The 12,278-nt window shown below is 64.5% G+C and carries 14 protein-coding genes; 10 read left to right on the top strand and 4 right to left on the bottom strand.

The window, feature by feature from the left end; genetic code table 11:
• Positions 1 to 32 precede the first annotated feature (32 nt).
• Positions 33 to 935, top strand: a complete 903-nt coding sequence (locus tag CH249_RS15100) for a DMT family transporter (protein WP_094683174.1) — start codon at positions 33 to 35, stop codon at positions 933 to 935.
• A gap of 28 nt (positions 936 to 963) precedes the next feature.
• Here the strand turns inward: CH249_RS15100 and CH249_RS15095 are convergent, their stop codons facing one another.
• Positions 964 to 2,292 (bottom strand): deoxyribodipyrimidine photo-lyase, encoded by a 1,329-nt coding sequence (locus tag CH249_RS15095; RefSeq protein WP_094683322.1) that lies wholly within the window; start codon positions 2,290 to 2,292, stop codon positions 964 to 966.
• A 139-nt stretch (positions 2,293 to 2,431) separates the two neighbouring features.
• On the opposite strand from CH249_RS15095, the gene CH249_RS15090 reads away from it, so the two are divergent.
• From CH249_RS15090 to CH249_RS15075, 4 genes are all read left to right on the top strand, one after another.
• Complete coding sequence (locus CH249_RS15090) at positions 2,432 to 2,638, top strand: hypothetical protein (protein WP_032395828.1); 207 nt, start codon at positions 2,432 to 2,434, stop codon at positions 2,636 to 2,638.
• Between the two features lie 10 nt (positions 2,639 to 2,648).
• Entirely contained in the window at positions 2,649 to 3,377 is a 729-nt protein-coding gene (locus CH249_RS15085) for a response regulator transcription factor (RefSeq protein WP_045196584.1), read from the top strand.
• Complete coding sequence (locus tag CH249_RS15080) at positions 3,374 to 4,675, top strand: sensor histidine kinase KdpD (protein ID WP_179273262.1); 1,302 nt, start codon at positions 3,374 to 3,376, stop codon at positions 4,673 to 4,675. Before CH249_RS15085 ends, CH249_RS15080 begins: the two co-directional genes overlap by 4 nt.
• 62 nt (positions 4,676 to 4,737) lie before the next feature.
• Positions 4,738 to 5,760: an isopenicillin N synthase family oxygenase gene (locus CH249_RS15075; RefSeq protein WP_094683173.1), complete on the top strand. Its 1,023-nt coding sequence runs from the start codon at positions 4,738 to 4,740 to the stop codon at positions 5,758 to 5,760.
• 22 nt (positions 5,761 to 5,782) lie between these two features.
• On the opposite strand, the gene CH249_RS15070 is transcribed toward CH249_RS15075, so the two are convergent.
• Both CH249_RS15070 and CH249_RS15065 read right to left on the bottom strand, forming a co-directional pair.
• Positions 5,783 to 6,142 carry an FKBP-type peptidyl-prolyl cis-trans isomerase gene (locus CH249_RS15070; protein WP_032377394.1) on the bottom strand — a complete coding sequence of 120 codons (360 nt, stop codon included), beginning with the start codon at positions 6,140 to 6,142 and terminating at the stop codon, positions 5,783 to 5,785.
• Between the two features lie 85 nt (positions 6,143 to 6,227).
• Positions 6,228 to 6,902 carry a DUF2848 domain-containing protein gene (locus CH249_RS15065; RefSeq protein WP_094683172.1) on the bottom strand — a complete coding sequence of 225 codons (675 nt, stop codon included), beginning with the start codon at positions 6,900 to 6,902 and terminating at the stop codon, positions 6,228 to 6,230.
• A 130-nt stretch (positions 6,903 to 7,032) separates the two neighbouring features.
• Here CH249_RS15065 and CH249_RS15060 point away from each other — a divergent pair, with 130 nt between their 5' ends.
• The gene (locus CH249_RS15060) at positions 7,033 to 8,382 is read left to right on the top strand and encodes an MFS transporter (RefSeq protein ID WP_032395832.1); all 1,350 of its coding nucleotides are present in this window, start codon (positions 7,033 to 7,035) and stop codon (positions 8,380 to 8,382) included.
• Here the strand turns inward: CH249_RS15060 and CH249_RS15055 are convergent.
• The gene (locus tag CH249_RS15055; RefSeq protein WP_094631274.1) at positions 8,354 to 8,995 is read right to left on the bottom strand and encodes a GntR family transcriptional regulator; all 642 of its coding nucleotides are present in this window, start codon (positions 8,993 to 8,995) and stop codon (positions 8,354 to 8,356) included. The genes CH249_RS15060 and CH249_RS15055 overlap by 29 nt on opposite strands.
• Before the next feature lie 46 nt (positions 8,996 to 9,041).
• On the opposite strand from CH249_RS15055, the gene CH249_RS15050 reads away from it, so the two are divergent.
• From CH249_RS15050 to CH249_RS15040, 4 genes are all read left to right on the top strand, one after another.
• Positions 9,042 to 9,839, top strand: a complete 798-nt coding sequence (locus CH249_RS15050; protein ID WP_256988333.1) for a carbon-nitrogen hydrolase family protein — start codon at positions 9,042 to 9,044, stop codon at positions 9,837 to 9,839.
• 150 nt (positions 9,840 to 9,989) lie between these two features.
• Positions 9,990 to 10,187: a hypothetical protein gene (locus CH249_RS27630; protein ID WP_143544488.1), complete on the top strand. Its 198-nt coding sequence runs from the start codon at positions 9,990 to 9,992 to the stop codon at positions 10,185 to 10,187.
• A 67-nt stretch (positions 10,188 to 10,254) separates the two neighbouring features.
• Entirely contained in the window at positions 10,255 to 10,794 is a 540-nt protein-coding gene (locus CH249_RS15045) for a hypothetical protein (RefSeq protein ID WP_094631159.1), read from the top strand.
• A 23-nt stretch (positions 10,795 to 10,817) separates the two neighbouring features.
• On the top strand, positions 10,818 to 12,227 hold the full coding sequence (locus CH249_RS15040) for a hypothetical protein (RefSeq protein WP_094683171.1): 1,410 nt from the start codon (positions 10,818 to 10,820) through the stop codon (positions 12,225 to 12,227).
• Positions 12,228 to 12,278: the final 51 nt, after the last annotated feature.

Genomic DNA, 12,278 nt, shown 5'->3' with positions numbered 1-12,278 from the left:
AGGGGTCGTTCGCGCGAGATAGCGTCGTGCTCATGACAGATCTCGACACCCGTCCCGCCGTCGATTGGCTCGCCCTCGGTGCAGTCACCGTCACGGTGATCTCGTGGGCCTCGGCCTTCGTCGCGATTCGCGGCGTCGGCGAATCCTTTGGGGCGGGCCCGCTCGCGCTGGGTCGGCTGCTGATCGGATCTGTGGCACTCGGCGCGATAGTTGTGGCCAGAAGACAGTGGGTCAGGCCCAACCGCACACAGTGGCTGCAGATCGTCAGTATCGGCGTGTTCTGGTTCGGCATCTACAACGTCGCCCTCAATGCCGCCGAGCAACGCGTCGATGCCGGTACGACGTCGATGATCATTCAGATCGGTCCGATTCTGGTCGCCCTGTTCGCGGGTCTGCTTCTGGGCGAGGGCTTTCCGAAGTGGTTGGTGATCGGTGCGGGCATAGCGTTCGCCGGCGCGGTCATGGTCGGTGTCGTCACGGCGGTGACCACGACGTCGACCACCAAGACCGACGCCGATTTCCTCGGCATCGCTCTGTGCCTGGTGTCCGCGGTGACCTACGCCATCGGAGTGCTCAGCCAGAAGCCGGTGCTGCGCACCATCCCCGGACTTCAGGTGACGTGGATGGCATGCACCATCGGCGCGGTGTGCACGCTGCCCTTCGCACCGGCGCTGCTGGACGACCTCGGGGCTGCCTCGGCCGGTGCCACCGGCGGATTGATCTACCTCGGCCTGGTCCCGACGGCACTGGCCTTCAGCACCTGGGCCTACGCGCTGACGCGGATGAACGCCGGCAAGCTCGGAATCACCACGTACGCCGTGCCACCGATCACGATCACGCTGGCCTGGCTCCTGTTGGGTGAGGTGCCGCATTACCTCGCCGTGGTCGGTGGAGTGATCTGCCTGGTGGGCGTCGGGTTGTCCCGCAAGAGATAGGGGTCACTTCGCAGGCTCCGCTCCCGCGCTAGATCGCCTTGAAGCGGGCGATCGCCACCTCACGCTCGTGCTTGTGGTCGACGATCGGATCCACGTAGTCCTTGGGTCGACCGAACTTCAACGTGTGCACGGCTTTTCCTTCTTCGCCGCGCAGCTCCGGCACCCAGCGTCGGACGTAGTCCCCGGTGGGGTCGAACTTCTCGCCCTGAGTGATCGGGTTGAACACGCGAAAGTACGGCGAGGCGTCGGTACCGGTTCCGGCGGTCCATTGCCACCCGTGCTGATTGTTGGCCAGATCGCCGTCGACGAGGTGCTGCATGAAGTAGCGCGCTCCCCGCCACCACGGCAGATGCAGATCCTTGACGAGGAACGACGCCACGATCATCCGCACTCGATTGTGCATCCACTTCTCGGAGTTCAGCTGCCGCATACCGGCATCGACGATCGGAAAGCCCGTTTCGCCCTTGCACCAGGCGTCGAACAACTCGTCGGCGTGCTTGCCCGAGTCCAATTCGATGGCGTCGAACTTCTTGACGTAGTTCTCCCTGGCACTGTCGGGTCGCTGAAAGAGGATGTCGGCGTAGAAGTCTCGCCAGCAGATCTGTCTGCGGTACGACGCCGCACCCTCGCTGCGGAGCTTTCCCAGGTCGGCCAACATCGTCCGTGGATGAATGGTTCCGTACTTCAGATGCACCGACATCCGGCTCGTCGAGTCGAGATCGGGACGGTTGCGCTCGTCGTCGTACGCCGAGACCTCGTCGAGGAATTCCTTCCACTGCTTCGACGCAGCTGCCTCACCCGCCGCCGCGTCGGATGCATCCTTCTCGGAGGGAATCTTCACTCGCCGAACGCCTTTCACCTCGTCCGGGTCGATCCAGTCGGCGGAGTCGGCCGATGTGTCCGCCGGACCGCGCCACCCGTGTTCCAGCCACTGGCGCGAGTACGGCGTGAACACCTTGTACGGCTCCCCGTCGTTCTTGACGATCCGCCCGGGGGCGACCGCGTACGGAGACCCGGTCTCGACCAGAGTCACCTTCTCGCCCACACGCTTGTCTCGCTCGCGCCCGTACGGACCGTAGTCGGCGCTGATGTGCACGTCCTCGGTGCCGATCGCCTTCGCCACCTTCGGGACCACCGTCGCGGGGTCACCGTGGACGACCATCAACCGGCCGTCGAGTTGCTGGTCGAGTGCTTCGAGCGACCGGAACAGAAAATCCTTGCGCGGTCCGCCGGACGGCTTCAGCAGCCGATCGTCGAGCACGAAGAGCCCGAGCACCGGGTCTCCCGACTCGGCAGCGGCGGTGAGGGTGGGCAGATCCCCCAGACGGAGATCACGGCGAAACCAGACGATCGACATGCTTTGAGTCTTACCCACCGCGGTCCCGAGCAATCCCCGGCTCGACCCTTCGATTCTCAGAGAACCGCCAACCACGACTCACCAAGGCCGCAACAACGACCTCTAGCTTGGGATATACCGAACAGACAAGGAGAACATCATGACGAACACACGCCCCTTCCCCGGTGCACTCTCCCTGATCGACAGCACCTGCACCTTCGAGAAGTACTACGAGCAGCTCTACGCAAAGGCACCCGCACTGGCCTGGTCGCTCGATGCCGACACCGGCCGCCGCAGTGCCCTCGAGGACTTCTTCGCCAAGACGCCCGAGGAACGCCGCACCACCGTCGACAGCTGGGTTGCATAGCATTGGTCCGGTGACCGAATCGCCGAGCACCCCCGCCACCGTTCTCGTCGTCGACGACGACGCAGACGTGTTGTCGTCACTGCAACGCGGCCTGCGCCTGTCCGGGTTCACCGTCATCACCGCGTCGGACGGTGCGGAGGCGCTCGGCGTCGTGTCGCGATCGATGCCTCACGCCATCGTGCTCGACATCAACATGCCGGTGCTCGACGGTGCCAGCGTGGTGACCGCGTTGCGCGCCATGGGAAACGACATCCCGATCTGCGTACTCAGTGCCCGCAGCTCGGTCGACGATCGCATCGCCGGACTCGAATCCGGTGCCGACGACTACCTCACCAAACCGTTCGTGTTGGCCGAGCTCGTCGCTCGGATCCGAGCCATGCTGCGTCGTCGCGGCACCGGTCCGGTTGTGCCGGTGGCAGATTCGGGCGCACCGAACTCGGCCGTCGCGATCGGCACCCTGGTGGTCGACATCCCCGGCTATCGCGTCCACCGCGGCGGAGCCGACATCGACCTGACCAAGCGCGAATTCGAGTTGCTGGCGATCCTGGCTCGCAACAAGGGCGTCGTTCTCACACGTGAACGACTGCTCGAACTGGTCTGGGGCTACGACTTCGTTGCCGACACCAACGTCGTCGACGTGTTCGTCGGGTACCTCCGACGCAAACTCGAGGCCGACGGGTCGCCGCGCATCCTGCACACGGTCCGCGGGGTCGGCTTCGTCGTCCGGGACGCCCCATGAGCTTCTCGCTGCGCGCCCGAGTGGCCGCGGCCACCGCTCTCGGAGCCACCCTGGTGGTGGCCGCCCTCGCGGTGGTCACCTCGGTCGCCATCTCCCGCAACAACGTCAATCAGCTCGACGAACGTCTGACGACGGCCTCGCAGGTGCTGGTCCCGAACTCGTCGACGTTGGAGGCCTTCATCGATCAGCTCTCCGGAGCGTTCGCCGTCACGATTCGCAGCGGCGACATCGTGGTCGCATCGACCCCGACGCGGCTGCCTGCGCTGGCGGCCGGATCCCAGACCGTCGACGTGGACGGTCAACGGTTCCGGGTCTACACGGCAGTATCGACCGTTGTCTCGTCCATCTCCATCTCGATCGGTGTGCCCGCCATCGAAGCTCAACAAGTGACCGACGAGCAACAGAAGCAGGTACTTCTGTTGGGACTGGCCGCGATCGCCGTGTCCACGGGCCTGGGTTGGCTCTTCGGTGGACGGGCCGTGAGACCGCTGGTGACGTTGACACGTCAGGTCAGTGCCCAGCCACCGACCGCTCCCGAAACCCGCACGGGCGTCACCGAAGCCGACGAACTCGCCGTCGCCATCGGGGGCATGCTGACCAGGCTGAACGAGGCTCAGGAACGCACCAATGCTGCGCTCGACACTGCCCGCGATTTCGCGGCCGTCTCCGCGCACGAGCTCCGCACCCCGCTGACCGCGATGCGCACGGACATCGAGGTGCTCAGAACCCTCGATCTCCAGCGCGCGCAGCAGCAGGAGATTCTGGGCGACCTCGAACGGACACAGGGACGAGTGGAGACGACGCTGACAGCCTTGGAGCGACTGGCGTCGGGTGAATTGTCCAGCGAGGCCGACAGAGTCGAGACCGACATCATCGACATCTGCGACGTCGCAGCCCAGGATGCGCAGCGACTGCATCCGGGCCTCGACATACGGGTCGAGTCCGCCCCCGACTGCGAGATCACGATGCGTGCCCTGCCGACCGGCCTTCGGCTGGCCGTCGACAACGTGATCGGAAACGCCGTTCGGCACGGCGACGCGACGTCGATCGTCATCACCGCCGAGCGCGAGGGCACGACGGTACGCGTCCTGGTCGACGACAACGGATCCGGCGTTCCCCTCGATGAACGCGAGACGGTCTTCGGCCGATTCGAGCGCGGCACCCGAGCGGCCAAGGGCGGCTCGGGGCTCGGCCTGGCACTGGTGGCTCAGCAAGCCCAATTGCACGGCGGGCGGGCCTGGTTCACCGACAGTCCATTGGGCGGAGCGAGATTGGTGCTGGAGCTGCAGGACAGCTGAAGTACGGCAGTCTTTACGCGGGGGAAACCTGCGGGTCCATCCGATCCGAGGATCATGTACCCATGCACACGTCGTCGGACTTCTTCGTCCCCACCATCGACATCTCACCGTACGTTCTGGACGGTGCCACCGCGGCGGCCGACGGGACCGCCCGGCGCAGCGTCGCGTCGGACATCGATTACGCTTGCAGCACAGTCGGTTTCATGCAGATTCTCGGACACGGGATCCCCGAGGAAACCGTGAACGGCCTGGCGTCGGCGATGGATTCGTTCTTCGGACTCGAACCGGCGGCGAAGCGGGCCTACATCTGCCCACCCGAACGCAACCGCGGGTACACCGCTCCGAAGAGCGAATCGCTGAGCCTGAGCCTGGGAGTCGAATCGGCGTCGGGCACGAACGACTGGTTCGAGGCCTTCAACGTCGGGACGGGCGAGGCGAACACCTGGCCCGAGTGCGCGGGGTTCCAGCGTGCCGTCGAACGATACTTCGCCGAGGCAGCGCGTGTGGCCCGGACGCTGACCACCGTGTTCGCCGACGCACTCGGTGTGGCCCCGACCGTGTTCTCCGACATCACCGATCGCTCGCTCGACACCCTGCGGATGAACAACTACGCGCTGGACCCCGGCCTGCGTGTGCCGGACACCGAGCTCACCGGGATGAGCGAGCACACCGACTACGGATTGGTGACGGTGCTGTGGGCCGATCGAGTGCCCGGTCTGCAGGTTCTCGGCATCGACCGACGGTGGCACGACGTGCAACCCGTCGAGGGAGCGATGCTGGTGAACCTGGGTGATCTGACGGCCCGACTGACCAACGACCGCTGGGTGTCGACGCTGCATCGCGTGCGTCCGCCGATTGCCGACGGAACGATTCAGCGCAGGCGCTCTGCCGCCTTCTTCCACGACGGCAACCTCGACGCGGTGATCGCGCCGTTGCCGTCGTGCATCGAGCCCGGTGACGTGGCCCGGTACGAACCGGTGACGGTAGCCCAGCACATTGCCGCCAAGCTCGCGGGTTCCCGAGGGGGAAAGGCCAACACCTCGGCAACCCGCGAGGCCGAGCGGGTACGCAGCGCTGTCACCTGACCTGCTGGTGCTTCGAGTGCAGTTATTTGACGTCGAGCAGGTCGATGACGAACACGAGCGTCTTGCCGGACAGGCGGTGACCTGCGCCGGCGGGGCCGTAGGCGAGCTCCGGCGGAATGGTGAGCTGACGGCGTCCGCCGACCTTCATTCCGGGGATGCCGTCCTGCCAACCCTGAATGAGTCCGCGCAACGGGAACTGGATGGATTCGCCGCGGTTCCAGGACGAGTCGAACTCTTCGCCCGAATCGAACTCGACTCCGACGTAATGCACCTCCACGGTGCCGCCTGCGACTGCCTCTGCGCCGTCACCCTCGACGAGGTCGACCGTCACCAGGTCCAATGGTGCTGGTCCGGCCTGAAATTCGATCACTGGCTTCGTCACTGAAGTCTCCTGCGGTTGATGCCGGCCCGCCGACGCCGGCTGTGAAGCTCTGGGCATATTCCACCTCGACTTTACGTCGTGATGGTCAACCGATCGGAGCTGGCATCACATTCGTCTGGTATTCGCAGGTCAGCGTGTTGCCGGTTGCGGGGTCGGCCATCTCGACCTTCCACGCGTCGGAGAACTGATTCACCCCGTGATGCATCGAGATGGTGCCCGAGATCAAGACCGTTCCACGCGCGAACAGACCGCGCTCGGTGAGTACGTCGAGCCAGTACTGCGGAGCGAGAAGATCACCGAGAGTTCCGGACTGGATGAGAACTCCGTCGGCCCAACCGGTCAAGGTGATCTCGTCCAGTCGGTCGGCCACCTCGCTCAACCGCCACGCACCGGTACCGAGCACGTCGGGAGCGGCGTTCTTGCTCCATGCGACGCTGTGCACTTCAAGGTCACGGTCGGTGTGGTCGCATGCGACCGTGAGCAGCACGTCGTCGATGGTCTCGCCCAGGATCACCAGAGCCCATTCGGCCTCGCCCGAGGTGCGTCCGTGTTGAACGGCGACGGCATCGGTCTGCTGCGCCAGATACGGCGAGATGGGGTACAGCGCCGGGGTAACCGTGGGAGCCGGCACGCCCAGTTCGGCCAACTCCGCGATGTGCGACGCCACCTCTTCCTGGTTGCGACCGGCATAGCCCGCATTGAGCAGCGCGGTCACTTCTACCGACTCGGTCGTGCCGTCGGGCAACGTGAATGTGAGCATCAGTAAGGACCCTCTCCTCGTAAATTAATTGTTTCCGATGCGCTCAAAGCCTTGCGCATACGTCTTGTATACAGCAAGTATGGAGCGCGTACAACGGATAGAGTGATCCCAGGCACACAAAGGAGTCGTCATGACCGAACCAGTTTCGGTGGATAGAAAAGGCCTGGCCAAGGCCTTTGCCGCCAGCCTGACCGGAACGGCGTTGGAGTGGTACGACTTCGCCGTCTACTCGGCCGCAGCAGCGCTGGTGTTCCCGCTGGTCTTCTTCCCCGACAGCGATCCGCTGACCGGCACATTGCTTGCCTTCTCGACCTACGCGGTCGGATACATCGCCCGTCCAGTAGGTGGATTCGTCTTCGGGCGACTCGGCGACGTCATCGGCCGAAAACAACTTCTCGTCATCACCCTGCTGTTGATCGGCGTCACGACGTTCGCCATCGGTCTGATCCCCGGATACGACACCATCGGCATCGCGGCCCCGATCATCCTCGTCACCATGCGCTTCTGCCAGGGCGTTGCCGTCGGCGGCGAGTGGGGCGGAGCCGTTCTGCTCTCCAGTGAATACGGCGATCCCCGCAAGCGCGGCTTCTGGTCCTCCGCAGCGCAGATCGGACCACCGGCGGGCAACCTGCTCGCCAACGGCGCACTGGCAATCCTGACTCTGTCGCTCACCGACCAGCAGTTCGAGTCCTGGGGCTGGCGTGTTGCATTCCTCTTCTCGGCCGTTCTCGTCGGTTTCGGTCTGTGGATCCGCTTGAAGCTCGAGGACACCCCGGTGTTCAAAGCACTTCAGGAGAGCGGCGATCGCTCGGAAGCCCCGATCAGCGAAGTGTTCAAGACGGAACTGCGACCACTGGTGGCAGGCATCATGTCCCGCGTCGCACCCGACGTCATCTACGCACTGTTCACGGTCTTCTCGATCACCTACGGAACTCAGAAACTGGGCTTCGAGCGCAGCGAGGTGTTGACGGCAATTCTGGTCGGATCGGCCTGCCAACTCGGCTTGATCCCGCTGGCCGGAGCGGTCTCCGACCGCATCAACCGACGCCTGGTCTACGGCGTCGCGGCCGTGGGCGGCGTTGCCTGGAGCGCGATCTTCTTCCTCGTCATCGGCGGTGGATCCCTGCCGCTGCTGATCCTCGGCGTCGTCGTCGGCCTGGCGTTCCACTCGTTCATGTACGGACCGCAGGCCGCCTTCGTCACCGAGCAGTTCAGCGTTCGACTCCGCTCGACCGGCAGCTCGTTGGCGTACACGATCGCCGGAGTGTTCGGTGGAGCGATGGCACCGCTGATCTTCGTGTACCTGCTCGACAAGACCGACAGTTGGGTACCGATCGCCGGATACATCGTCATCGTCGGCGCGGTGACGCTGGTCGGCCTGGCACTGGGACGCAACCCCGACCCCACCGAGGACGAGCATTACGTGCTACTGAATCAGGAACACGAAAAGGCTACGCGCGCAGCAGAGTCTGAAGTGTGACCTCGAGGTGAGCGTCGATCTTCTCGTGCACCAGGCCCTCGTCGCCGACACTCAGTGCGTCGATGATGGCCTGGTGCTCGGCGCACACGCGGTGCTGCCGGTTGGCCGCGGTGAACAGAGCGCTCAGACCGACCCGCAGCTGCCGAGCACGCAGACCCGCGTAGGTGCGGGAGAGGAGATCGCTGCCCGCCGAATCGATCAAACTCTGATGGAAGGTGCCGTCCCAGTCGATGAACTCCTTCGGCGCATCGGCACTGTCGGAGTTCATCAGCAATTCCTGCTGTTCGAGCGCATGCTGCATCGCCGCGATCGGAGCGTCCCCGGCGCGCAGCGCACGGGTGGCCGCATGCCGTTCGAGAACGCCGCGCAGATCCATCAGTTCGGCGATCTGCCGTCCGGACATGGCCGGCACATGCGCGCCGCGCTTGGGCACCATCTCGACCAGTCCCTCGGACTGCAACATCAGCAGCGCCTCACGCACCGGTGTCCGCGACACTCCGATACGCGTCGCGAGCTCCTGTTCGTTGAGAAACGTGCCGGTGGCCGCCGGTGACGACAACACCTGATCGCGTACGAACAGATATGCCTTGTCCCTCCCCGACAGTGGTTGCATACGATATGTATACCTGTCTTCCCCCGACGAAACCAGGAGTCAGACCGTGAGCTCGACTATCCGCATCAGCCTGGCCCAGATCACCAGTGGCGAACACCCCACCGAAAACCTCGAACTCGTCGACACCCACGCCCGTGCCGCCGCACACGCCGGTTCGGACGTCGTCGTGTTCCCCGAGGCGACCATGCGATGCTTCGGCGGACCCATCAGGAAAATCGCGGAGCCTCTCGACGGCGAGTGGGCGAACGCCGTGCGCTCCATCGCCTCCGACGCCGGCATCACCGTCGTGGCCGGAATGTTCACTCCAGCCCCGGACGACAGGGTGACGAACACCCTGCTCGTCACCGGGCCCGGCATCGACGCGAGCTACGACAAGATCCATCTGTTCGACGCATTCGGATTCGCCGAATCCGATACCGTCGCACCGGGTTCGGATCCGCTCGTGGTGGACATCGCCGGAGTTCGAGTGGGCTTCGCGACCTGCTACGACATCCGATTCCCCTCGCTGTTCCAGAAACTCGGCGACCTCGGAGCAGAGGTCGTCGTGGTTCCCGCGTCGTGGGGATCGGGTGACGGCAAGGTCGAGCAATGGACCCTGCTCGCTCGCGCACGCGCGTTGGACTCGACCACCTTCATCGCAGCCTGCGACCAAGCCGAACCCGCTGCCGCCGAGGGTAATGCGCCGTTGGGCGTGGGACACAGCATCGTCTGCTCCCCCACCGGCGAGATTCTCGGTCAGCTCGACGCGACACCGGGCATGCTGACCATCGACATCGACACAGGACTGGTCGACGCCGTACGCAAGACTCTGCCGGTGTTGGAGAACCGAGTCCATTTCGCGTGACGAATCCTGCTCGTTGCAGGTTCGGCTTTTCGCGAGATCTGGGGCGGGAACGCGGTTTCGGGTCACCTCCGCCGTGAAAACGTGGTGTGATGTCGCTTGTCGAACTGGAGAAGTGGCGGGGCACTTCCATCGTTTCACGAGGAGACGACGATGGTGCAGGTCAACCGACGGGATGCGGTAGCACTCGGGCTGAGCGCGGCGATGCTCGGCGGCTCGACAGCGACCACGGCACGCGAGGCCGAACGTTCCGCGATCGACCGCAGAACACGAGGCCGTGTGAACGGCAACACGAATCGCATCCACGATGCCATCCCCGCTCCCTCTCTCGCACAGGGACTTTCGACATGAAACGACTACCACTTCGGGCCTGCCTCGATGGATCGACGCCGAATCATGCCATCTGCGGTGAGCAGGCATGACCGGAAGCACGCGTCCCAGTACCGGCCACAACGACCGGAGACGAAGCCGACCGTCGTGGTCGGTGTTCGACGCAGAACCGTTGATCTACGGGACGGTGATCATCATGACCGTGATGGTGGTGGGAGCGGACGATACGGACGTCGATTTCGGTGACGCGACAGGAATGATCCTCGGGCCGATGGTCGCGACTGCCGTCGCGCACCTCTTCTCGTCGTGGCTGGGATACGTGAACAGCCACCACCACATGCCCGACGGTGCCGACAGGCGCCATTTGCTCTGGCACTCGGCGCATTTCCTGCTACTGACAGTGGTGCCTCTCATCATCATCGGGCTCGGACGGGTGAGCGGTCTGTGGTCGGCCTACGGCGCACTCGACACCATTTCCGATCTTGCGTTCCTGTTCCTTCTCGTCCTCGGAGCCGCCAGCGGCTGGCACGCAAGCAGGAGGAAATGGCGTGGGGCAATTCTCGGTGGCCTGGTTGCCATCGTCGTCGGTTTGATCGTCACAGTTCTCAAGGTCGTACTCGAACACTGACAACCGAGAAGGAGGAGCCGGCCATGGTTCTCCGCTCCGCCACCACCTCCGGTCGAGGCTGGGCCACGTTGGCTCTCGCGGTCGTACTCGTCCTGACGGCATGTTCTTCGTCCGAGGACCGGAGCGAGGAAGGGTTCACCGAGATGGACCCCGGTTCGGGCACGCTCGTGGCCTCGTCCGGCTTCGACGTCCGGCGGGACGGCTTCTCGTTCCCCAACTGGGGACCGCCGACCGCGGAGCATGGCCGAGGGCTCACACCGGCCTCGATGCAATCGCTGTTCGGAGATGCCGTGTGCACTCCCGGAACCGAGAGCGCCCAGTGCGTTCTCTCGCCGATGGGACGGGTGACCTCGGAGGTGTTCGAGAACGGAATGAACGGTGGTCACTGCTTCGGAATGGCCGCGGTCGCAGGGTTGGCCTACCGCAACTCGATCGACACCTCGTCCTTCGTCGCCCCCGGAGCGACATTGTTCGATGCACGCCCCTCCCCCGCGACCGATGCCGTGATCGCGCGATACTTCAACACTCAGGAGGTCGAACCGACAGCCGACTCCGAGATGTCCGAACCTGTGGACGAGGTGATCGATCGACTCACGTCCGCGTGGGCCGAAGGGCAGGACCATCTACTCGCCTTCTACACCGAGGACGGAACGTCCGGCCATGCCGTGACACCGATCGCGATACGCGATCTGGGAGACAGCAAACGTGGAATTGTCATCTACGACAACAACTATCCCGGTGTCGAGAAGATGATCGTCACCGATCCGGCCGCCGATACGTGGTACTACACCACCTCGGCAGACCCCGCCGACGACAGCTACCTGTTCTCCGGGACTCCGGACAATCAGTTGAAGTTGTTTCCTCTGGCCGAGATGACCGGCGTTCATCGGTGCCCCTCCTGCACGGAGGTCGGTGAGCCGGGCCAGGACTACCTGGTGCTGGTCACCGACGACACCAACGATCCCGTCGATGCGACCGATGTCGAATGGAGCTTGTCGGTGTCCGACACCGACCGGGTGCGACGGTCCGCGTTCATCAACAACGACAACACGGCGTTACTGGAGACCTCGACCGACACACCGATGCGGCTCACGCTCTCCGACGTCGCGGACAACGATCGCGACGCGTCGATCGACATCTCCATCCTGTCCGACGGATGGGTGGTTCGATCGACCTCCCTTCGCCTGCCTGCGGGCGCGTCGATCGTCGCCGAGGTCAGCCCCACCGAGCGATCGTTGACGCTCACGACCGACGCCCCCACCACGAGTGATTACACCGTCGCCATCGAGGATGCTCGGGGGTCACGGTCTGCATTCGTCAGCACCATCGACCTACCCGTCGGCGGCAACCTCGTGGTCGCCCCGACGGATACGGACACCTTGCGCCTGAGCGACGGTGCAGGACAGGTGCTGCGCGAGGTGGCGATGACCTAGCAGCCACGCCGCCGCGAACTCGAAGTCGGGGATGGAATTCGGCGGAAAACC

It is taken from the genome of Rhodococcus sp. 05-2255-3B1 (assembly GCF_002258545.1).
Lineage (GTDB): Bacteria > Actinomycetota > Actinomycetes > Mycobacteriales > Mycobacteriaceae > Rhodococcoides.
Note: the sequence above shows the minus strand (reverse complement) of the source record. Positions and strands in the feature narration are given on the sequence as shown.

Bases quoted from the DNA above. Each gene is read 5' to 3' on its own strand.
- CH249_RS27630 (WP_143544488.1), top strand. From the start codon at position 9,990: ATGGTGCAGGTCAACCGACGGGATGCGGTAGCACTCGGGCTGAGCGCG.
- CH249_RS15100 (WP_094683174.1), top strand. From the start codon at position 33: ATGACAGATCTCGACACCCGTCCCGCCGTCGATTGGCTCGCCCTCGGT.
- CH249_RS15090 (WP_032395828.1), top strand. From the start codon at position 2,432: ATGACGAACACACGCCCCTTCCCCGGTGCACTCTCCCTGATCGACAGC.
- CH249_RS15040 (WP_094683171.1), top strand. From the start codon at position 10,818: ATGGTTCTCCGCTCCGCCACCACCTCCGGTCGAGGCTGGGCCACGTTG.
- CH249_RS15055 (WP_094631274.1), bottom strand. From the start codon at position 8,995: ATGCAACCACTGTCGGGGAGGGACAAGGCATATCTGTTCGTACGCGAT.
- CH249_RS15080 (WP_179273262.1), top strand. From the start codon at position 3,374: ATGAGCTTCTCGCTGCGCGCCCGAGTGGCCGCGGCCACCGCTCTCGGA.
- CH249_RS15045 (WP_094631159.1), top strand. From the start codon at position 10,255: ATGACCGGAAGCACGCGTCCCAGTACCGGCCACAACGACCGGAGACGA.
- CH249_RS15075 (WP_094683173.1), top strand. From the start codon at position 4,738: ATGCACACGTCGTCGGACTTCTTCGTCCCCACCATCGACATCTCACCG.
- CH249_RS15095 (WP_094683322.1), bottom strand. From the start codon at position 2,292: ATGTCGATCGTCTGGTTTCGCCGTGATCTCCGTCTGGGGGATCTGCCC.
- CH249_RS15060 (WP_032395832.1), top strand. From the start codon at position 7,033: ATGACCGAACCAGTTTCGGTGGATAGAAAAGGCCTGGCCAAGGCCTTT.
- CH249_RS15065 (WP_094683172.1), bottom strand. From the start codon at position 6,902: ATGCTCACATTCACGTTGCCCGACGGCACGACCGAGTCGGTAGAAGTG.